Genomic DNA, 20,836 nt, shown 5'->3' with positions numbered 1-20,836 from the left:
CATTGACCATTGACCATTGACCATTGACCATTGACCATTGACCATTGACCATTGACCATTGACCATTGACCATTGACCATTGACCATTGACCATTAACTATTTGCTCTCCGTCCTGTAAACCCCCACTGCATAACTGGCTACTTTTTTAAATCGTAGCCTTTCTTCTTTTACTGAGGCGCGGGAGAGGGGTTTAAAATTGCCTTTTTTATCCATAAACCCAAGCGTGCAGGAAAAGGGGCTACTGTCTTTTTGAATCTGTACGGTTGGTTCAATACCGAAATTGGGTACCATGATGGAATCTGTTATTCGGAGCTCTTTGTACTGCATTCTGACGATGTAATGAAATCTTCGTTTTGTTTCATACACACTTATCGCAAACACCCAGTTATTAAGTTCGTCAGGTACTTTTTCGGCATAAACGGCTACAGGCTCTTTTTTTACGATGGTTCGTTCTGCGGGAATGGTATCAGCACGTATTACCATCGTGGTGGTATCTGTAGCGGTTTTCGTTGTTTCTGTATTACTGTTTTGGCATCCGGCAGTGATACTTATGAATAAAAGGATCAGGTATGTACGATGACTCACGACTATTCGGTATTTTGAAATATAAAATAGTAAAATAATGTGTTTTGCTTGTAAAACACAAAAAAGCTATCTACATTTATACATCCCCCAATGATTAGGCCAGAATATCCCCCCTCACTGGCTTTATTCACTTAGTGATTACACCTATTATTAAGTTATAAATCTTTCTCTTATGACAAAGAAAGTGGGCATTTATATACCTGGGCTTGGAGAAACGTATCGGAAAGAGTCAGCTGAAAAATATGCCCGCCGTTTTATGAATCAGATGAACTACAACCGAATAGACAGCAGTGTTCAATACAGTTGTACAGTTGAGAAAATTGTGTATGACGAAAAAAACGGGTTGTCTACGCAACAAATAATCATCTGGGAAAATAAATTGGATGAAAAGACAGCAGTCTATCGTTTTTATGAATATCAGTATACGGATGTGCTCATTGCTGATTTCGAGAAGAAAAATGTGTTAAGTAAATCGGTAACCCTATTCGGGCATGTAATAGTGAAACTACCTTTAATTTTTTACAGGTTGTTTTATGTTGGAAAGTCAATTGGCTACAATCCACGTTATAGGGGTGAAGCACTTTTTGTATTTCTTCTCTTTTTGCTAATGTCATCAGCTATCCTCTTTTTATTTCCTGTAGCAGTTGCGCTAATTATTCATGCGATGAATGAAAGTGCCAATCTTACCGAACTGCTGAATAAATTAAGTATATCTCCTGAAAAGTTGGAAAAATATTCACAGGTGGCTTTGAATATTACAGCAGTTATACTCATTTTATTACCCGGTGTAAATACCATCATTACCTCATTGGCAACAGAGTTTTCCTGTGCTACCGGATATCTTAACAGCGGTGAACGGAAACAAAAAATTCATGGTCAGTTAGATCAGTTACTCGAATACATCTGCGAAAAGGAAGGTGATGATATTGATGTATGTATGCATACCTATAGTTTTGGTTCCATCATTGCATTGGATTATATTTTTCCTTTTGGCATACCTGCATCCACACGGATACAAAAAAATGTGAAAGGGCTGATTACCATTGGTTGCCCATATGATTTTATCCAGGTATACTTTGGTTCATTTTTTCATGGAAGAGATAGTACACTTTCCAAATCAATATATTGGATCAATGTTTATTCACTTGCTGATGCCTTGGCAAGTAATCTGCGTAAAACCAATACAAAAGGCGATGCAGAATATGGAATACCCGGCAGTTCATTATTACCGGTAAACCTTAACTATGAAGTTACCAATATCAAACCCAACGTATTGTATCAGTTATTCACTTTGTATTCCGTTCGAACACATACCTGTTATTGGGATAAAGATGATGATGCGCAAAGCTGTTTGAGTCTGGTGATAAAACAGTTGCAAAAACAAAATATTATTCATGCATAAAACCATACAGCCATGGCAGTATTTTATAAAAACGAAGAAACCTACCAGTCTGGCACAGGCAATCTGTTTCTTTTTCTGAAAGTAGGAATGGGACAGTATTATAATGCCTTTGTAAAAATCGGTAAAAAAAAGCTGGTTTTTGGCCAGTTTGAAGTAATCCTGATTGGAACAGTCGAGGATTGTCATGGAAAAAAGTTATTTGTAGAAATTAATGCTACCGATGTAAATCCTCATACAGATAATGTTCCGGTAAATATTATCCTGAAAGATGACCAGCAGGAAACTGTATATGACTATTCAGTAGATGCAGATAAAAATGGAGGTACTATATTATTTGAAATAGAATTTACAATTAAATAGCAATTCATGCGTAATATTTACCTTGCCTTGATAGTATTATCCAGTGTCAGTCATACTGTTTTTGCCCAGTCAGACACCATAAAACTGGATCATTTCAGACTACCCACTACACCTGCTGCATCAGTATTAAATCTGGGGGCCTACAGTATAGCACGCCCCACCACACCGCAAGCTGTGGCCACTTCTCTTATCTCAGGTCTGGGAGGAGCTACTTTGAATCCGAATGTAAGCCTTGAATTTTCGCCTTACTGGCTAAAACCAAGAAAGGATATTGATTTTTATGAGTATTACGGTATCAACAGGCGTTTCGGGGATATACCTGTAGCTGATGTTTGGGGCAATATGATGAAAACACTCGCAGTATCAGTCGCTACCAGTAAGCTCAATGATCAACGGGATACACTCACGGGTACCCGACTGGCAATTGGTTTGCGTACGCAATTGTTTTCAGGGAAAATACCCCAACAACTGAAACTGAATATGCGTTTGTATGTGGCCAAAATTGATATGAAAGATCTGATCCAACGTGCAGTTAAAGAAATACTGGACGATAACAGTAAATCTGCCTCATTGAAAAATAAAATAGCTGCAGAAAATGGTATTTTCAATGAGCTTGACAATGCGATGACAGAGTATTTTAAATTAATGAAACAGCAAGAGCCCAATAAATCAGATTCTATTTTAACCCTGGCTCAGGATTTTGTAAAAGAATACCTGGCAATTGCCAGGAAAACGGATTATACAGTGGAAACTGTTTTGCAAAACCTCAGAAAAACGGTACTTGATAAAAGTGCGGAGGCACTTGCACTTCAAAAGATAAAGTCCGAGAACAAAGATAAAGTCGGGTTCATTTGGGAAATAGCCATGGCAGGTGTACAATATTTTCCTGAGAATCAATTTGGAAAATCATTGTATCAGAAAACTGGCATATGGTCTACCATGAGCCACCGTACAACTGATCAGAAATCTGAATTTTCTTTTTTAACAAGATATACTTTTTCAAAAGCCGATTCGGTAAGTAGCAATTTTGATCTGGGTGTAAGTGCCAATAGAATTGTTGATAAAGGATTTAATTACGGACTGGAAATTATTTATCGTTTTTATGATTACAGGTATCCTACAAAAGATATCAGCGGAAACAATATACAGGCCATTCGCTCAGGTTCTACTTTTAGAATGGCCTTGAATATGGAGTATAAAATCAGTGAAGTAATATCACTCAATGCATCTTTAGGCAAAGATTATAATACGCCCTTTGTTGTTAACAGTAATTTACTGGCATTAATTGGAGCTAATATTTCATTACCATCGCTGGCAGGACTGGTCGTTCAACGATGAATAGACAGGATAAAATAAAAAGGGTTGATGCAATATCAACCCTTTTATTTATTGTATCTGTAAGCTTATTTCTTCTCTTCCGTAAGATCCACTTTAATATTCAGTTTTTCTTTACCATCGAGGTATTTAGAAAACTGAGCGGCAACTTCTGCTGAAAGTTCCTGACCATTCACAACAATCTTACCTTCTTTAATTTCTACTGAAACTTTATCACCGGTAGCCAGACCTGCATTTTTCAATTCAGCCACCAACTGATCCATATTCGCGTCGGCACCATTCAGGGTGATACTGGCTGTTTCTCCGCTATTAGTTGCTTTGATTTCAATTCTTTTTTCTACTGTATGATCAGCAGATGCACCATGTAACTGTGCCAGTGTTGGCGCGATAACAAGCGATACGATTGACATCAGTTTAATCAGGATATTCATAGATGGACCTGATGTATCTTTAAATGGATCACCCACCGTATCACCTGTTACAGATGCTTTATGTGGTTCTGATTTTTTGTAGAACATTTCGCCATTGATCTCCACGCCTTTTTCGAATGATTTTTTGGCGTTATCCCATGCACCACCGGCATTGTTCTGGAACATACCCATTAATACACCACTTACCGTAGCACCTGCCAGAAAACCACCCAATGCTTCAGGGCCTAAAAGGAAACCAATAATCAAAGGAGATACAATGGCAATAGCACCTGGCAACATCATTTTCTTGATAGATGCCTCAGTAGAAATGGCCACACATTTATCATACTCTGGTTTACCTGTTCCTTCCATAATACCAGGAATGGTACGGAACTGACGGCGCACTTCCTCCACCATCGACATAGCAGCCTGTCCTACCGCACGAATAGCCAGCGAAGAGAAGATAAAAGGAATCATGGCACCTACAAAAAGAGAGGCCAGTACTTTTGCTTTATAAATATCAATACCCTCTATACCTGCTACACCCACGAAAGCAGCAAACAGTGCCAATGCCGTTAAGGCGGCAGAAGCAATAGCAAAACCTTTACCGGTAGCAGCAGTGGTATTACCTACAGCATCCAGTACATCTGTTTTCTCACGAACTTCTTTAGGTAATTCACTCATTTCAGCAATACCACCGGCATTATCAGCAATTGGACCAAAAGCGTCGATCGCTAACTGCATAGCAGTGGTAGCCATCATACCGGCTGCAGCAATGGCCACACCATATAAACCGGCACACTCATAAGAACCCCAGATACCACCTGCCAGTACCAGAATAGGCAGGAAGGTTGATTCCATACCTACAGCCAGACCACCAATTACGTTGGTAGCATGACCTGTTGATGATTGTCGGATAATTGACATTACAGGACGTTTACCCATTGCAGTATAATATTCTGTAATAATACTCATCAAAGTACCTACGGCCAGTCCTACCACAATCGCACCTAAAACACCATCGCGGGTAAAATCGTGCCCACGGAGAGTCATGGTTTCGGGTAAAATATAATATACCAGACCCGCACAGGCTCCGGCTGTAAGAATAATAGAACCCCAGTTACCCATGTTCAGCGCTTTCTGTACGTTGGCCGTATTGATACCGGCGGCATCGCTAACACGGACAAACCAGGTGCCCACAATAGAGAAAAGAATACCCACACCTGCAATCAGCATAGGCAGCAGGATAGGTGCATATCCACCAAAATTATCAGAAGAAATGGTTTCCTGACCCAATACCATGGTAGCGAGTACAGTAGCCACATATGAACCAAATAAATCGGCACCCATACCTGCCACATCGCCCACATTATCACCTACGTTATCGGCAATGGTAGCCGGGTTACGCGGATCATCTTCAGGAATGCCTGCTTCCACTTTACCCACAAGGTCAGCACCTACATCGGCAGCTTTTGTATAGATACCACCACCCACACGGGCAAATAAAGCGATAGACTCGGCACCCAATGAGAAACCTGTTAATACCTCAATCGTACGCAGCATTTCTTCCGAATTCGCAGCGGCTTCCGGAGCAAACAATTGCTTCAGGATCAGGTAAACACCACCCAGACCCAGTACTGCCAAACCGGCAACACCCAGTCCCATAACAGCACCACCGGTGAATGAAACATTCAATGCTTTAGAAAGACTTGTTCTGGCTGCCTGTGCTGTACGAACATTGGCCTTGGTAGCCACTTTCATGCCAATATAACCTGCAACGGCACTGCAAACAGCACCCAATACAAACGCCAGTGAAATGGACCAGTGCGAATGCGGGTTGCTGCTGGCCATTACACCCAGTAAAAGCGCAACAATTACCACGAAATAAGTCAGTATTCTCCACTCAGCTTTTAAAAAAGCCATAGCGCCCTCAGCAATATATGTGCTGATCTCTTTCATGCGGTCATTACCCGCATCCTGTTTAGATACCCAGTTAAACTTTAAAAAAGTGTAGAGAAGACCTACAACTCCCATTGCCGGAACGGCATAAAACAAGATTTTGTCCATAATCAGTGTGTGTCTGGTAAAGTTTATATTAAAAGTCTGCAAAAATAGGGGTAAAAGGCTAAAAACAGCCTGTCTGATACCGCCCATCTAAAACTATTCTGGAGGCTTATTCTTCCAGCTCTGTACTATCTGTTCTACCGGTAAAGGCAACAGATAGCTTTTTGGCCTGATATATATTGCGGTTATAGCGGTTGCCAAGAACAATGATAGTAGCTGTATCCTTTATAAAACGGGTGAAAACAGTATTATTGCCATGCCACCAGCCATTGTGGTACACAATTTCTTCCGTTGGCGAGTTTAGCAGGCGCCAACCCAAACCATAGTTATGAAAGGATTTAGTTTCAAAACTATAGGGCTGATAAGCAAGTACTTGTGAGTTTTGATTCACATAAGTTCCTTCATGGAGGGCCTTGTCCCAGAGAAACATATCCCTTACTGTCGAGTACACGTTTTTATCACCATAAATACAATCCAGCTTTTCAAGGCCATAGGGCGCATTATTGTATTTATAGGAAGGTATATACCTGGCCGTATCCGCTATACTGAACACATAGCTGTCTGTCATACCCAATGGAGTAAACAAACTGTCTTTCATATATTTTGGATAGGAAAGTCCGGTAACTTTTTCAATAATAAGGGCCAGCATGGCGTAATTGGTATTACTGTAACGGAAAGCCCTGTCGGGTGCAAATAAAGGAGCTGGCTTATATTGAACCATATAATCCAATACATCCTGGTTACTAAGTAATCCCGGCTTTAAAGGGGGCATTTTGATGGTACGTGTTCTGCGTACCCAGCGACCTTTTTTGGTTTTTACCCGGTATGTTTCCACTTTACGGTCTACCATGAAATAAACATAATTGTTCAAACCGCTTCTATGATTCAATAATAGCTGTACAGTTATATTGGGATAGGGAAAAGAAGGAAAGAAATCGGTAACCAAATCATCGAGCTTCAGTTTACCCTGCTCCCGCAACCTCATAATGGCCATGCCGGTAAAAGTTTTCGATACCGATGCAAGGTGAAAAGGCGTATTGGGCGTAATAGGTTCCTTTGTTTTGAAATTGATATATCCCTGATAGTCTTCAAATAAAATTTCTCCATTTTTGGCCACCAGAATACTTCCATTGAAACCACGGTTACCTAACAATTGTTTGTATTGCTTTTCAATTTCTGCACTGTACATAGCTTTATTGGCAGAAGGTATTGGCGCATACGTTTCTACCGATCCTTTTTCAGTAGCCGGTTGTGCAGAACAGGACTGAAACAAACCCATCAAAATAGCGATACTAAAGGCTCTTACGATCATCTGTTAGTTTTTCTTCGCGGCGAAAATAAAAAACAATGTGTTACCGTAATGGTTAAAAAGCGAAAGGTTATGCAGAAAATAAAAACATTATTTTCGCTACATGAGCAAGCAGGCTATTACCAGTTATCCAAAAGAGAGGATTCACATTTTATTCCTTGAAAATATCAGCGACAAAGCAGTTCAGTATTTCAAGCAACAGGGCTATACCAATGTACGTAAACTCAGTGGTGCCCTTAGTGAAGAAGAACTGATAAAAGAAGTAAAAGATGTTCACCTCATCGGTATCCGTTCCAAAACGCAGATAACAGCGAAAGTACTGGATGCCGCAAAAAAATTACAGGCCATTGGTTGCTTTTGCATCGGCGTAAACCAGGTTGATCTGAAATATGCCGGTAAAAAGGGAGTGGTTGTTTTCAATGCGCCTTACAGTAATACCAGAAGTGTGGCTGAACTTGTGATAGGCATATCGGTAATGCTGATCAGAAAAATATCGGATAAAAATATCGCAGCACATAAAGGTATCTGGATGAAAGATGCCAAAGGCAGTTATGAACTTCGTGGTAAAACCCTCGGATTGATAGGTTACGGAAATATTGGTTCTCAGGTAAGTGTGCTTGCAGAAGCACTGGGTATGAAAGTATTGTTTTATGATACTGAAACCAAATTGCCATTAGGTAATGCGATCGCTGCTAAATCGATGAAAGAAGTATTGGGTAACAGTGATATCATTTCACTGCATGTACCCGAAACGCCGCAGACCAAAAACCTGATCAATAAAAACAATATTAAACATTTTAAAAAAGGCGCCATCTTACTGAATTACGCAAGGGGAGAAGTGGTTGATCTCAAAGCCCTGAGTGAAGCGTTGAAAGAGGGTAGTATTGCAGGTGCCGGTATCGATGTATATCCATGGGAGCCGGAAAAAAACGGTGATCGTTTTGAAACACCACTTCAGGGTTTACCCAATGTTATACTAACGCCACATATCGGAGGCTCTACAGAAGAGGCACAGCAGAATATCGGAGAAGACGTAAGTGTAAAATTATTTCAATACCTCGAGCGCGGTATTACCAATGGTTCGCATAGTGTTCCTGCCATTGGATTACCACCGGTTGATGGAGCTCATCGTATTCTGCATATACACAGAAATGTACCGGGTGTTTTAAGTGCGATCAATACCGCCTTATCCAAAAATAACATCAATATAGTTGGTCAATACCTCAAAACCAATGAAGAGATAGGTTATGTTGTTCTCGATGTAGACAAAAAACTCTCTAAAAAAGCTGTTGAATTGCTGAAAGAAGTAAAGGAAACGATTAAGGTGAGAATGCTATATTAAAATGTAGGATATCTGATGGCTGATGTCGGATTTAATCATATCCGACATCAGCCATCAGACATCAGCCATCAGACATCAGCCATCAGCCATTGCTTTCAATATTTTCCTACCCCTGCTTTTGAAAGCCGCTGTTTCCGTATCCCATCTTTCTTCGATGATAAGTTTTAACTCTTGTTTTATTTCAGGGTATTGCTGGGAAAGATTGAATAAGACGGTTAGTGAAAATGCTTTAATAGCAGCGGGCGTTACAGGATTTTCAATAAAGGCAAAACAACTGTTCATCACTTCTCCATGAAAGGATTCCGGTATTTCAATATCTTCAAGTACCCTTACTGCATTGCGTATAACAGCATCATGAACACCTTTTTCCTGTAATCTTTTTACAAGTACCGGTATATAGGGCGCTATCATTTCAGGGTTATTTTTTGCTGCCCAGCTTACACTCCATGCGGCCCTTTGCGATAAACGATAGTCCTCGTCAGTGTAACAGTCCATCAGCTCCCTGAACTTTTTTTTATTTTGAACCGCATAGTTAGCGATGCGAAGCGCCTGTTCTTTGGAATGTTCTCTTGCCAGTTCTTCTCTGATATTCATTTGTAAACTTCGGAAATAAGGTGACTCGAGTTACTGACTCAATATTTTTTTGAGTGTTGCGATTTCTGTTTCGTCTGTAAAATCCTGACTGAAATCTTCCGGTATCAGTGGATTCATATATTCAGTAGTAGAAGGTCGTAATACTCTGGCGGAAGTATGAAATTCTTTGGCGCCGGTGTAATCGATCATTTCTTTGAGATTACGGCTATTAATGCCACTTCCCGGCATAATAATAATTCTATCGTCAGCCTGCTCCACCAGTTGCCGGATAAGTTCTTTTCCATCGGGTGCTTTAGGATGTTGTCCACTGGTGAGTATTCTTGTACATCCACAAGCGATAATGGTCTCAAGAGATGCTAATGGATCTTTACATCGATCAAATGCACGATGAAAGGTAACATCCAGCGGATAGGCAAGCTCAACCAGTCGGGCTGTGTTTTCTTTGTCGATAGAGCCATCTCTGTTCAATAAGCCAAATACTACACCTTCAAACCCCAGTTCTTTACAGAGTGCAATATCTTTTGCAATGATTTCTATTTCTTCGGGTCGATGAAAATAATCACCACCTCTTGGACGTATCATTGGAAAAACAGGGATGCTGATTTTTTCACGGGTGGTTTTTAAATACCCATAGGATGGGGTAGTCCCACCATTGGCATAGTTTTCACACAATTCAATTCTGTCCGCTCCAGCCTCAGCCGCAGCAATCGCAGTTGCTGTATTGAATACGCATATTTCGAGTGGTAGTGACATATCTTGTCGGTGTTATGATCATATACAATTTGTAGCACTCACTTCACCTTCCTGCACCGGACTTAAGTCCGGTGCAGGAAGGTGGAAATGTTTTATCAAATCAACGGCTTCGCATCTACCAGAAAATTTTTATCATCCGCATAACATACTGCATAGTTAAATCCTTTCTGCAACGCAAACCCGCCATATTCTCCATTTTTGGCAATGGCGATAAAACCAGCCTGGATGGCTTTTGCTTTTTCTATCCCTTTTGTTTTCAGTAAACGTTCCATTGCTTTTTTACAGGCTGCTTCTGGAGCCAGGCCTTGTCGCATGAGTTCAACAATGGTATGTGCGCCACAGATCCGGATAATATCTTCACCCTGTCCGGTAGCCACTGCAGCACCCACCTCATTATCAACATACAGACCCGCACCAATAATAGGGGAATCTCCAATACGTCCGCGCATTTTAAAACCCATACCACTGGTGGTACAGCTACCACTAAGGTTACCTTTTGCATCCAGCGCAATCATACCAATGGTATCATGGTTCCAGCCACCATTTTCCAATTTGGCTGGTACCGACGCTTCCTGACGTTTTGTATTTTCAATATTGATAACTGGTTTATATTCACTTTTCTTCAACCAGTTCTCATATGCTTTTTTGGCATCATCAGACAGTTCAGCTTTCTCCAGTGGGAACCCTTCCGATACTGCAAACTGTTGTGCACCTTCACCTACCAGCATTACATGGGGTGTTTTCTCCATCACACGCCTGGCAACCGATATAGGATGTTTGATTCTTTCGAGAAAAGCCACACTGCCACAGTTGGCAAACTCATCCATAATACAGGCATCCAGGGTAACAAAACCATCTCGATCTGGATTGGCACCCAGTCCTACACAACAGTTTAAGGAGTCTTCCGTAATGCGTACTCCCTGTTCAACCGCATCCAAAGCTCTTCCACCTGAACGTAGCACGTTCCATGCTGCTTTATTGGCGGCAATGCCCGCATCCCAGGTAGAAAGTACGACCGGCTTTTTCATCCCGGCTTTCCCTCTGAAAGAAGAAAAACCCAATGTGGTTAACCCCAACGAACTGAGCTGTAAAAAATGGCGGCGATGAAGCATGAAGTAGTGTTTGTTTGTCCGAATGTAGGAAAGACAATTCAAAAGCCAAAAGTCAGCATGCAAAACTTAGTACCGCAGAAGCATAAATCTTTATTTATTGATGGCTACCTGTATAGACAGGTGACCATTTATTCGAAAAACAGTGAAAAATGTAACCTTATTCATGTAAGATGTAAAGAATGCTATGATGAATAGTGGAGCTTTGCTGTATAATGATGATCTGGTTTTATGCCACATTCATTCATTCATTGTTACTTATGTTATATCAAATTAAGGTCAAGTACCCCATTATCATGAAAACTTCTTTATACCTCATGATTATGATGACGGGTATATTAAGTTTTCAAGCCTGTAAAACCGGTAAAAATCCAGATGAACTGCAAAAAGATTCATTAACGGCTGATTCGCTAAAAAAAGCAGAAGCAGCCGCAAGTAAAGTCACCACTACCGTAATTACTACCGGAAAAGCGATTGCCAATCCTGCTAAAAAGAATGGCCGCTGGGAAATCATTGTTGAACGGAATCGTCAATGGGAGGAGGACTACGCCCGGATGATGTTGGAAAAAGATCAACTGGGTATTTATTATCGTACAGAAGTCAAACCTTCATACCCTGGAGGTGAAAAAGCACTCGCAAAATTTATTCAGGAAAATATTGTGTATCCGGAAACTGCACTGGAGAATGGTGTAGAAGGTGAAGTGATGGTGGGTTTTGCTGTAGATGAACGAGGGGTTATTTATACCCCGGTGATTAAGGGCGATCGGGCGGGTTTTGGTCTTGATGAAGCAGCAACCGCTGTAGTATCCAAAATGCCTGTATGGAATCCCGGACAGATAAAAGGACAAAATGTAAAAAGTTATTTTAGTCTGCCCATCAAATTCCGGATTTATTGATAATGTCTATTATTCTGGTTTGAATAGTTACCGGGCGATTCTTCATGTTATGGTGGAGGATCGCTTTTTGTTATAATAACTGGCAGGCTGCTGAAAACGATAGCTTACATTAATAGGTCTTATCTTTCATGTACGCTCAGTTTCCCGATCATCTCGTCGCTGAGCGAATCGCTGTACATTCCATAAGCATTGATCAGGATACCTTTCATGGTATGATCAAGGGATTCAATCACATATAAAACACTGGAATTGGAAGGATCTGTATCTCCTTCAAAACGGTGATGAGCCACAATTTCAAATTGAGAAGGCAATAAACAAATACCGGTATCGGCACATGTAATCTGATCAAAGGCAAGATTAAAATCAGTTGTATAGCCTGAAGCTTTTAAATCATTGATAGCATCTACGAGGTTGTCATAGGTTTTCATAGATACAAGATACAAAAAATGGCTGATGGAGGATGTCTGATTTGAATTATATCAGACATCCTCCATCAGCCATTCTATGCTATAGTATCTATGTGGAAGCATTTTTTGCAGGAAGAAGAGGAGAAGTGAAGATATAGCGTTTGATGTTTTATCAGGCTCTTTTCCGGTAGTTCCATACTGCCCAACCATTCAGTACAAAAGCGAAACCGGTGATGGTAAAAAACTGAGGAAGAATATCTTTCATGCTACTTCCTTTCAGCACCACCATACGCATTACATCAATAAAATAACTCACAGGGTTGAGTTTGGTAATCCACTGTGCCCATTCCGGCATACTGCTGATACTGGTATACAAGCCACCCATCAACACAAAAATCATCATGATAAAAAAAGATACCAGCATGGCCTGTTGTTGCGTATTGGAATAGGTAGATACGAGTAAACCCAGTCCGAGTACCGCTAACAGGTACACCGCTGCAAATGCATATATCGAAAGAAAACTACCTGCAGGCGAAATACCGTACACAACCCTTGCCACAACAAAACCAAGTGTCATTACAATCAATCCCAGTATCCAGAAGGGTATGAGTTTACCCAGAATAAAATGATGTTTGCGTATGGGAGTTACATTGATCTGCTCAATGGTACCAATTTCTTTTTCACGCACAATATTGATGGCGGTGAGATTGGCACCTACCATCGTAAGTAATAGTACCAGAATACCAGGGACCATAAAAAACTTATAGTTCATTTGTGGATTAAACCAGTTGGCATAAGTAATGGCAATCTGCGGTTGCGGTGGCATACCTGAAAAGGGGAGTAGCTTAGACCTGATTTCCTGGTTATAATCCTGTATAATGGTACGTATATAAGCTGCCCCCAGATTGCCTTTGGTACCATTTATGGCATTAACGGCAATAAAAGTACCGGCTGTATTTTCACGGATCAGCTTTTTCTCAAAAGCAACCGGTATTTCAAGTACCAGATCGGCTTTATCGGCTTCAATATCACGCAGGGATTGTTGATAGCTATTGTTTACAGCCGCCAGTTTAAAATAGCCGGAAGCGGTTATTTTATTGATCAGTTGACGGGAATACACAGAGTGGTCATGATCGGTTACCACAAGGTTTATGTTCTTCATTTCATAATCAGCCGCCATCGGTAATATGATCAACTGAATAATCGGCATCATAAAAATGATACGAAGTATGGATGGATCCCGAAAGATCTGACGGAATTCTTTCTGTAATAAAAAACGTAAGGTTCTCATGCCAGTCTGATTTTAAAGTTACGAATGGCCATCGCCAGAAAAAAAGTACACATACCCGCAAGTATCAAAGCTTCTTTCCAGATCGCGTTGAATCCAACACCTTTGATCATAACAGATTTTACAATGATATAATACCATTTGGCAGGTACGATATTGGAAATGACCTGTAAGGGTTTGGGCATATTTTCAATGGGAAACATAAAGCCACTAAACATAACCGTGGGCAGAAACATACCCACCAGTGAAATAAACATGGCTGTTTGCTGTGAACTGGACCTGGCAGATATCAATAGTCCGAGGGATAAGGATACCATTGTGAAAAGAATACTCATACCAATGAGCAGTAACACACTACCCCTGATGGGTACATCGAGTACGTACACACTCAGCAATAAAATACTGATGATGTTGACGATGGATAAAAGCAGATAAGGTACTGCCTTGGCCAATGTAATACTGAAAGGTACCAGCGGCGATACAAGCATGATCTCCATTGTGCCACTTTCTTTTTCTTTTACAATGGTAATGGCGGTCATCATGGTACAGACTAATAATAAAACCATTGCCATAACACCTGGTACAAAATTGTAAGCACCCTTTAACTGTGGGTTATACAACATCCTGAGTTCTGTTTGAATCTGGTAAGCAGCCTGTTGCTGTGGAAAAATAGTCGACTGAAACTGCTGCACAATCGAACCCGCATAATTCACCATGGTATTGGCCAGGTTCGGATCACTGGCATCTGCAATTAATTGCAGCTGTGCTTTATTGGTATGTCTTAACTGATGGTCAAAACCTGGTGGAATTACTACAGCAAGTTTGATCTGTCCTTTCAGGAATGTTTTTTCAATCTGCTGTTCATTTTGGAGGTAAGCACGTAACTCAAAATACCTGCTGGCATCCATTTGTCTGATCAGCTCACCTGAAGACTGATCTTTAGCCAGATCAAGTACTGCAATTCCTTCATTTTTTACTTCATTGGTGAGCGCAAAACCAAAAATGATGATCTGCACAATCGGCATTCCCAATAGTATAAATAAGGTTCGCTTATCGCGCAGGATATGCAGGAATTCTTTTTTTACAAAACTCAGAAATTGCTTCATGCTATGTGCGTTATAAAAATTTTCATATAATCAGATTGGTTAATTGTCTTGTCTTTTTGCACCTCTTGCCAATTGTTGAAAAACTTCATCCATACCACTGGCATGGTATTGTTTTTTGAGTGCTGCCGGTGTATCAAGTGCCGCAATTACGCCATCAACCATAATCGAAACACGGTCGCAATATTCTGCTTCATCAAGGTAATGCGTAGTAACAAACACAGTGATGCCTTTGGCGGCAGCTTCATAAATCATGTTCCAGAACTCACGTCTGGTTACCGGGTCAACGCCACCTGTAGGCTCATCGAGAAATACAATATCGGGCTGGTGAAAAATAGCTACTGAAAAGGCGAGTTTTTGTTTCCACCCCAATGGTAGGGCACCCACCAATGTATTTGCCTGTGCTTCCAGTTCGAGTTGATGAAGCAGGATTTCGGTTTCTTTTTTAATATAGGTATCACTCTTGCCATATATACCACCATAAAAGCGGATATTTTCTTTTACAGTAAGATCTTCATAGAGTGAAAATTTCTGGCTCATATAGCCGATACGCTGCTTAATGGCTTCATTGTCTTTATAAATATCAAGACCCGCCACTGTAGCTTTCCCGGAACTGGGTAATGACAAGCCACAAAACATACGCATGGCCGTGGTTTTACCGGCACCATTGGCGCCCAGAAAGCCAAATATTTCGCCCTTGTCTACTTCAAAGGAAATGGCATTCACGGCAATAAAATCACCAAATCTTTTGGTAAGCATTTCGGCTGTTATAGCTTTTTCTTTAGGCATGGTGTTGCATTAACTGGATAAAACAATCTTCAATATTGGGTGTTACCGCTTTTACTTCAGCATCTTTTCCCAAAAATGGGAGCGATACACCTGGTTGCATCACTGCATGATGGTATTCGCCAAATGGATAAGCTGCGAGTACGCCAGGCGTGTTATGTAATTGCTTTAGCAAAGACAGCATACCCGGTGCTTTCACAGCATATAAAGGTTGGGTAAAGCCACTGATAATAGCTTCCGGTGTATTTACCTGCAGTATACGTCCGTTCTGAATCAAAGCCACACGGTCACACCTGCTGGCTTCATCCATATAAGGAGTTGATACAATAATGGTGATACCTTTCTTCTTCAGCAGTTGTAACATATCCCAGAACTCATTGCGTGAAACGGCATCCACACCTGTTGTGGGTTCATCCAGAAACAATACTTTGGGCTCATGAATCAGGGCACAGCAGAGTGCCAGTTTCTGTTTCATACCACCCGAAAGTTTACCGGCCCTTCTGTCTTTAAATGGTGCTATCTGCTCATATATATCTTTAATCAGGTGATAATTATCTGCTACGGAAGCGTGAAAAATGGTAGCAAAAAAATGCAGGTTTTCTTCCACCGTCAGATCCTGGTATAAAGAAAATTTACCCGGCATATAACCCACTATTTTTCTAACCGCCTTATACTCCTTTACTACATCATACCCCGCAACAGTAGCTGATCCCTTATCGGCCAGTAATAGGGTAGTGAGGATCCGGAACAAACTGGTTTTACCGGCTCCATCCGGACCAATCAACCCGAATAATTCTCCCGTAGCGATATCCAGCGATATATCTGACAATGCCACTACAGGTTGCTTTTTTGAACCGTATTGTTTGGAAACACCCTGTACAATTACACTGTTGTTCATTTATTGATTTTGAAAAGTGATTTCACCATACATACCCAGTTTCAGAAAACCATTGTTCTTCACCTTTATTTTTACGGCATATACCAGGTTGGCCCTTTCTTCTTTTGTTTGTATGGTTTTCGGCGTGAACTCAGCTTTATCAGCGATCCAGGTAATGGTACCTGAATGTTGGTCATAACCATCCTTGCCATTGTCGGTATACACGGTTACTGTTTGTCCCAGTTTAATAGCAGGCAATTGGTTACCGGTAATATACGCGCGAAGCGTGAGTGTACTGAGGTCTGCTATTTTATACAATGCTTTACCCATGCTGGTGATTTCACCCTGCTCCGCATATTTGGTAAGTACTGTTCCCTGAATCGGGTTGATAATCGATGCTCTTTTAATCTGGTCATCAATCTGCTCAGCTTTCATTTTTAAAGGATCGGCCTCACTGAGTATACTACGATTCTGCGTGCGGATATTGTTTACCTGCACAGCCACCTGTTGTTTGGTTACCATCATTTGCTTCTGTAAGGCATCGAGCTGAAAAGAAATATCATCCAGTTGCTTACCGGTAGCAGCATCCATTTTCAGGAGACGCTCAATCCTTGCTTTTTCTTTCTGCAGGTTTTGCAACTGCACTTCCTGTAAAGCCAGCTGGTCTTTTAGTAATTGCAATTGCGGTTGTTCATCCGCTGTTTTTTGGTTGAGTGCCGCAATAGATGCCTGAACCTGTTCTTTCTGTAAAGACAGGTTCAATGCATCAACCTGACCCACCATGGCACCCGCTGCAAGGGTATCGCCTTCCTGAATGGTGAAAGAAGTGAGTTTACCGGGTATTTCTGCCGATACCAGTACTTCGTCTGCTTCAAATGTGCCCTGTGCATCAAACTGATCATCGCCTGTTTTACAGGATGCCAAAAGCAGGAGAGAAGCGGTTCCGAAAAAAAAGTTACTGAGTTTCATATCTATGTTTTATGCTTGTTTTAAGAATGACCGGCGATCAGCCTGAGGTTTGCCTGTGCCTGTATTAATTGTATTTTATGTGTGTTGAGTTGTTGTCTTGCCTGGTCTTCTGCATTTACTTCACGCAGGTAATCACTGGCCGTAATCACACCATTTTCCAATTGTGCAGCGGCAGCCTGTTTAACCGACACCCGCAAAGCAATGATCTCATCATCAGACGCAATCAGTTCCTTTAGTTTACTGATCTCGGCTTCCTGTTGGGTTACCTGTGTGCGTGTCTGCAGCAAAAAAGTTTCCTGCTGCAACTGTACTGTCTGCTGTTGTATGCCCGCCAGTTTCTTTTCTTTGGAAGCCGTGTACCAGCCACCCAGCGACCAACTGAAACGGATACCACCGATACCAAAAGGTTCAAAAGAATTTTTAAGCATATTCAATCCCGGACGTCCATAACCCGCCTGCAGAAAAGCACTGGCCCTGGGTTTATTGCGGATATCGATGAGTGCTGACTGACCTTTGATCAATTTCTGTTGTTGCTGAAAAAGAGTGATTTCCGGACGAGTAATGCTGGTGTCGGATAGGGTGGTGAGTACGGGTTGCAGCAGCACCTGATCATCCGCCAGTGTTTCCTGGATAAACAATCCCAATACCGATAATAGACCACGCCGCGTAGCTTTTAATTCAATGATGCGCTGTCCTGTTTTTAACCGTTCTGCTTTTAAAGCATTGTAGCCCGATTTAAATGCAGTGCCATTGGCAATCTGGGCTTCCACTTTCCGCATACCGGTTTCAATATCGGCTGCCAGCAGATCAGCCTGCTTCAACTGTGCATCTATATAAAGAATACCCAGGAATACCTGTGTAATTCTTTCCCTGAGTTTATAGAGTTCTACTTCCAGTTTCTGGTCTTCGATACCTGCATTGAGTTCCTGTAATGCCTGTTGTTGTTTGTTGAGACCACCATCATAAATCAGTTGAGAAATGTCTGCTGTGAGTCTGTACTGATCTTTGCTGAGCGGATTGATCGTCACACCCGGAAAGGAAATGGCGATAGCCGTAACTTCCGACTGGTAAGATGCCTGACCGTTGATACTGATTTGTGGCAGCATTCCCTTGGTAAGGTTCTCAATACTCAATGCGGCCGTTTGCTGCACGAGTTTTTTCTGTTGCAGTAAAGGATAATGTTCCCTTGCTTTTTCATAAACGGCCTCCAGTTGTAAAGGCGTTTGTGCTACCGAAAAGGCAGGTAGCAGTAAGATTAACCATTTAGTTAAATAGCGCATAAAAAAAATTATTTACGGATTGCGTGTAAAATGAAGTCTGTGGCGGCTTGTTTTCTTTCCTGCATCAGCTGCATAAATTGTTCATTATCGATATGAAGCAGTGTATTTAAAATCGGACGGCTCAAAAAAGGAAATATGCAGATGCCGAGCATATGCATTAATAACTGCTCAAAAGAGATAGGACGAACCTGGCCTGCTTTTATTTCATCTTCCAGTTGTTTTTTAAAAACCGAAAGATCAGGAGCGGCACCACCAAATAGTTTCTGTAGAAAGCTATCTGATTGCTTATTGGCCTCACTGAGTACAAACATGGGAATAAAGGGATTGGCCATGGCCATGGTGATGTATTCTGTACAAAAGCGATCGATTTTTACATAGAAAGAGTCATCTGAGGCAAGTATTTGTTTTACCCTTGGAATAAATCTGCCGGCACTTTCCTGAAAAATAGTCTCGAAAAGCTGCTCCTTGGTACGGAAATAATAATGCAGCAATGCCTTGTTCATACCAGCTTCATTGGCAATATCCTGCATACGGGCACCATCCATGCCTTTCTGAAAGAATACTTTCCGGGCTGCCATCATAATTTTCTGTTCAGTTCCCGGTTCAGTTTGTGTGCTTTCTGCAAGATTATTATCCATTTGGTTTAACCATTTAGTTAACAAAGGTATGAAACCGGAAAATATCAGCAAAAAAAATTGTTATGACTACATAGCTAAATGTGTGGTTTCCGTGTCTCAGCATCTATCAGATAGACTTTCATCTTACTCAAATCCTTTTTCAAATTCATTTTGATTGCTGGCTTCAGGTAATCAATGGCCGCCTTAGTTATATTATTATATGTATAACATTATCAATGCTTTACGGAGCTAAACAGTATATTTTAAGTTTTACAATTATCCTATAATTAACATTATGTTAAATCGCGCACAGCGAAATACGAGCAAATTCAATAGTGCGGCTTCTTTGGTTTTTGACTATGGAACAATTACTAGCTAGCGCATTAATCAACGATTATAGTTTTCAGTATTTCTCCAGAATATTCTTTTCGAGTTCCATTTGTATAAAGGATTTCGATTTTTTTTATTCTGAAATATGAAATTGCTTGATTTCCGGAAAATGCATACTTGTCTATATAACTAGCTTCTTTCATCACATTTACAGGTCCGACTAATGTGAATCTTTTCGATACCACCAAGTCATCTACTGCATTAAATGCTGACAATGTCAAATAAATATATTTTATGATTTTAGAAGAGTAATTAGTAAATGAAATTTCATAGCCACAGTAAAAATCTCCATCTATATATCCTGGATAGGTTACACTTAGCCCGGCTTTCATTAACTTCTTATTCTTAAGGGCATTATCGATTCGATCCAGTTCCTTTTTTGCATTTATGAAGGTATCATACTCTTCTTCTTGCTTTTTTGCTGCAGCGATCATAGCTTCAACTAAATCGTTTTCGTTAAATGAAGGCTCTTTCCCTTCAAAAAGCAAATGACTTTTAGATATGTAGCCAGTTACCCCTTTTCTATATACTAAATAGCTATTTACACCTCCGGGGCCAACAATGAATATGATGCCAGAACCTGCTGCTATTTCTCCGATTTTATTTAAACCTGCAGCTTCTTTGTACACATTTAGCGGCACCTCACTGTAATACTTCGCATATGGCCTTGTGACTTTGAATTGTGAAAAACCTATAAACGGCAGAAGAAATAGAATGAAAAATATTCTTTTCATTGATTGTGTATTTAAGAAAAAAGGGAAGAGAAAGTTTTCTTTGGTGACATATATACAAAATACAAAAAGCCACTCAAATACGGCTTCAAAATTTTTTTGTAAGGCAAATAAAATATTTATAACAGCTCGAGTCATTTATACGAAGCGCAAACTGCCCATCTACCAAGGTGTTTGAAGAAAAAAACTAAATAACTATCCAAATCAGACATCAGAGATCCTACATCT

At 40.7% G+C, this 20,836-nt stretch carries 20 protein-coding genes; 5 read left to right on the top strand and 15 right to left on the bottom strand.

Translation table 11 applies throughout. The features are described 5' to 3' along the window. Positions 1-97 precede the first annotated feature (97 nt). Positions 98-586, bottom strand: a complete 489-nt coding sequence (locus tag BC659_RS15630; protein WP_133475746.1) for a hypothetical protein — start codon at positions 584-586, stop codon at positions 98-100. 172 nt (positions 587-758) lie between these two features. On the opposite strand from BC659_RS15630, the gene BC659_RS15625 reads away from it, so the two are divergent. The 3 genes from BC659_RS15625 to BC659_RS15615 are packed head-to-tail and all read left to right on the top strand — an operon-like array spanning position 759 to position 3,686. Beyond that, complete coding sequence (locus BC659_RS15625; protein WP_133475745.1) at positions 759-1,988, top strand: hypothetical protein; 1,230 nt, start codon at positions 759-761, stop codon at positions 1,986-1,988. Between the two features lie 12 nt (positions 1,989-2,000). After that, positions 2,001-2,348 carry a hypothetical protein gene (locus BC659_RS15620; RefSeq protein ID WP_133475744.1) on the top strand — a complete coding sequence of 116 codons (348 nt, stop codon included), beginning with the start codon at positions 2,001-2,003 and terminating at the stop codon, positions 2,346-2,348. Between the two features lie 6 nt (positions 2,349-2,354). Then, positions 2,355-3,686, top strand: a complete 1,332-nt coding sequence (locus BC659_RS15615; RefSeq protein ID WP_133475743.1) for a hypothetical protein — start codon at positions 2,355-2,357, stop codon at positions 3,684-3,686. A 65-nt stretch (positions 3,687-3,751) separates the two neighbouring features. Here the strand turns inward: BC659_RS15615 and BC659_RS15610 are convergent, their stop codons facing one another. Further along, positions 3,752-6,160 carry a sodium-translocating pyrophosphatase gene (locus BC659_RS15610; protein ID WP_133475742.1) on the bottom strand — a complete coding sequence of 803 codons (2,409 nt, stop codon included), beginning with the start codon at positions 6,158-6,160 and terminating at the stop codon, positions 3,752-3,754. A gap of 106 nt (positions 6,161-6,266) precedes the next feature. Further along, positions 6,267-7,469, bottom strand: a complete 1,203-nt coding sequence (locus BC659_RS15605) for a serine hydrolase domain-containing protein (RefSeq protein ID WP_133475741.1) — start codon at positions 7,467-7,469, stop codon at positions 6,267-6,269. 100 nt (positions 7,470-7,569) lie between these two features. Here BC659_RS15605 and serA point away from each other — a divergent pair, with 100 nt between their 5' ends. Further along, positions 7,570-8,808, top strand: coding sequence for a phosphoglycerate dehydrogenase (serA, locus tag BC659_RS15600; protein ID WP_133475740.1), 1,239 nt, complete (start codon positions 7,570-7,572; stop codon positions 8,806-8,808). Between the two features lie 75 nt (positions 8,809-8,883). Here serA and BC659_RS15595 read toward each other — a convergent pair whose 3' ends face one another. From BC659_RS15595 to BC659_RS15585, 3 genes are all read right to left on the bottom strand, one after another. Continuing rightward, positions 8,884-9,402, bottom strand: a complete 519-nt coding sequence (locus BC659_RS15595) for a hypothetical protein (protein ID WP_133475739.1) — start codon at positions 9,400-9,402, stop codon at positions 8,884-8,886. A 30-nt stretch (positions 9,403-9,432) separates the two neighbouring features. After that, positions 9,433-10,155, bottom strand: coding sequence for a copper homeostasis protein CutC (locus BC659_RS15590; RefSeq protein WP_133475738.1), 723 nt, complete (start codon positions 10,153-10,155; stop codon positions 9,433-9,435). Positions 10,156-10,250: 95 nt separating this feature from the next. Further along, a complete protein-coding gene (locus BC659_RS15585) occupies positions 10,251-11,267 on the bottom strand; it encodes an isoaspartyl peptidase/L-asparaginase family protein (protein ID WP_133475737.1) in 1,017 nt (338 codons plus the stop codon). Between the two features lie 293 nt (positions 11,268-11,560). Here BC659_RS15585 and BC659_RS15580 point away from each other — a divergent pair, with 293 nt between their 5' ends. Beyond that, positions 11,561-12,160 carry an energy transducer TonB gene (locus BC659_RS15580; RefSeq protein ID WP_162847452.1) on the top strand — a complete coding sequence of 200 codons (600 nt, stop codon included), beginning with the start codon at positions 11,561-11,563 and terminating at the stop codon, positions 12,158-12,160. Positions 12,161-12,279: 119 nt separating this feature from the next. Here BC659_RS15580 and BC659_RS15575 read toward each other — a convergent pair whose 3' ends face one another. The 9 genes from BC659_RS15575 to BC659_RS15530 all read right to left on the bottom strand — a co-directional run bounded on the left by BC659_RS15575 (position 12,280) and on the right by BC659_RS15530 (position 20,611). Further along, a complete protein-coding gene (locus BC659_RS15575; protein ID WP_133475735.1) occupies positions 12,280-12,588 on the bottom strand; it encodes a phosphoribosylpyrophosphate synthetase in 309 nt (102 codons plus the stop codon). A 151-nt stretch (positions 12,589-12,739) separates the two neighbouring features. Continuing rightward, the gene (locus BC659_RS15570) at positions 12,740-13,858 is read right to left on the bottom strand and encodes an ABC transporter permease (RefSeq protein ID WP_133475734.1); all 1,119 of its coding nucleotides are present in this window, start codon (positions 13,856-13,858) and stop codon (positions 12,740-12,742) included. Next, positions 13,855-14,961: an ABC transporter permease gene (locus tag BC659_RS15565; RefSeq protein ID WP_133475733.1), complete on the bottom strand. Its 1,107-nt coding sequence runs from the start codon at positions 14,959-14,961 to the stop codon at positions 13,855-13,857. The genes BC659_RS15570 and BC659_RS15565 overlap by 4 nt, the downstream gene beginning before the upstream one ends. A 39-nt stretch (positions 14,962-15,000) precedes the next feature. Next, entirely contained in the window at positions 15,001-15,747 is a 747-nt protein-coding gene (locus BC659_RS15560) for an ABC transporter ATP-binding protein (RefSeq protein WP_133475732.1), read from the bottom strand. Continuing rightward, positions 15,740-16,642, bottom strand: coding sequence for an ABC transporter ATP-binding protein (locus BC659_RS15555; RefSeq protein ID WP_133475731.1), 903 nt, complete (start codon positions 16,640-16,642; stop codon positions 15,740-15,742). The genes BC659_RS15560 and BC659_RS15555 overlap by 8 nt, the downstream gene beginning before the upstream one ends. Next, a complete protein-coding gene (locus tag BC659_RS15550; RefSeq protein WP_133475730.1) occupies positions 16,643-17,590 on the bottom strand; it encodes an HlyD family secretion protein in 948 nt (315 codons plus the stop codon). 20 nt (positions 17,591-17,610) lie between these two features. Further along, a complete protein-coding gene (locus BC659_RS15545) occupies positions 17,611-18,870 on the bottom strand; it encodes a TolC family protein (protein ID WP_133475729.1) in 1,260 nt (419 codons plus the stop codon). Positions 18,871-18,878: 8 nt separating this feature from the next. After that, positions 18,879-19,508 (bottom strand): TetR/AcrR family transcriptional regulator, encoded by a 630-nt coding sequence (locus BC659_RS15540; protein ID WP_133475728.1) that lies wholly within the window; start codon positions 19,506-19,508, stop codon positions 18,879-18,881. A 362-nt stretch (positions 19,509-19,870) separates the two neighbouring features. Next, positions 19,871-20,611: a hypothetical protein gene (locus BC659_RS15530; protein ID WP_133475727.1), complete on the bottom strand. Its 741-nt coding sequence runs from the start codon at positions 20,609-20,611 to the stop codon at positions 19,871-19,873. Positions 20,612-20,836 lie beyond the last annotated feature (225 nt).

Source organism: Sediminibacterium goheungense (assembly GCF_004361915.1).
GTDB lineage: Bacteria > Bacteroidota > Bacteroidia > Chitinophagales > Chitinophagaceae > Sediminibacterium > Sediminibacterium goheungense.
This window is presented reverse-complemented; position numbering and strand designations above follow the sequence as displayed.

Bases quoted from the DNA above. Each gene is read 5' to 3' on its own strand.
- BC659_RS15625 (WP_133475745.1), top strand. From the start codon at position 759: ATGACAAAGAAAGTGGGCATTTATATACCTGGGCTTGGAGAAACGTAT.
- BC659_RS15620 (WP_133475744.1), top strand. From the start codon at position 2,001: ATGGCAGTATTTTATAAAAACGAAGAAACCTACCAGTCTGGCACAGGC.
- BC659_RS15615 (WP_133475743.1), top strand. From the start codon at position 2,355: ATGCGTAATATTTACCTTGCCTTGATAGTATTATCCAGTGTCAGTCAT.
- BC659_RS15610 (WP_133475742.1), bottom strand. From the start codon at position 6,160: ATGGACAAAATCTTGTTTTATGCCGTTCCGGCAATGGGAGTTGTAGGT.
- BC659_RS15605 (WP_133475741.1), bottom strand. From the start codon at position 7,469: ATGATCGTAAGAGCCTTTAGTATCGCTATTTTGATGGGTTTGTTTCAG.
- serA (WP_133475740.1), top strand. From the start codon at position 7,570: ATGAGCAAGCAGGCTATTACCAGTTATCCAAAAGAGAGGATTCACATT.
- BC659_RS15595 (WP_133475739.1), bottom strand. From the start codon at position 9,402: ATGAATATCAGAGAAGAACTGGCAAGAGAACATTCCAAAGAACAGGCG.
- BC659_RS15590 (WP_133475738.1), bottom strand. From the start codon at position 10,155: ATGTCACTACCACTCGAAATATGCGTATTCAATACAGCAACTGCGATT.
- BC659_RS15585 (WP_133475737.1), bottom strand. From the start codon at position 11,267: ATGCTTCATCGCCGCCATTTTTTACAGCTCAGTTCGTTGGGGTTAACC.
- BC659_RS15580 (WP_162847452.1), top strand. From the start codon at position 11,561: ATGAAAACTTCTTTATACCTCATGATTATGATGACGGGTATATTAAGT.
- BC659_RS15575 (WP_133475735.1), bottom strand. From the start codon at position 12,588: ATGAAAACCTATGACAACCTCGTAGATGCTATCAATGATTTAAAAGCT.
- BC659_RS15570 (WP_133475734.1), bottom strand. From the start codon at position 13,858: ATGAGAACCTTACGTTTTTTATTACAGAAAGAATTCCGTCAGATCTTT.
- BC659_RS15565 (WP_133475733.1), bottom strand. From the start codon at position 14,961: ATGAAGCAATTTCTGAGTTTTGTAAAAAAAGAATTCCTGCATATCCTG.
- BC659_RS15560 (WP_133475732.1), bottom strand. From the start codon at position 15,747: ATGCCTAAAGAAAAAGCTATAACAGCCGAAATGCTTACCAAAAGATTT.
- BC659_RS15555 (WP_133475731.1), bottom strand. From the start codon at position 16,642: ATGAACAACAGTGTAATTGTACAGGGTGTTTCCAAACAATACGGTTCA.
- BC659_RS15550 (WP_133475730.1), bottom strand. From the start codon at position 17,590: ATGAAACTCAGTAACTTTTTTTTCGGAACCGCTTCTCTCCTGCTTTTG.
- BC659_RS15545 (WP_133475729.1), bottom strand. From the start codon at position 18,870: ATGCGCTATTTAACTAAATGGTTAATCTTACTGCTACCTGCCTTTTCG.
- BC659_RS15540 (WP_133475728.1), bottom strand. From the start codon at position 19,508: ATGGATAATAATCTTGCAGAAAGCACACAAACTGAACCGGGAACTGAA.
- BC659_RS15530 (WP_133475727.1), bottom strand. From the start codon at position 20,611: ATGAAAAGAATATTTTTCATTCTATTTCTTCTGCCGTTTATAGGTTTT.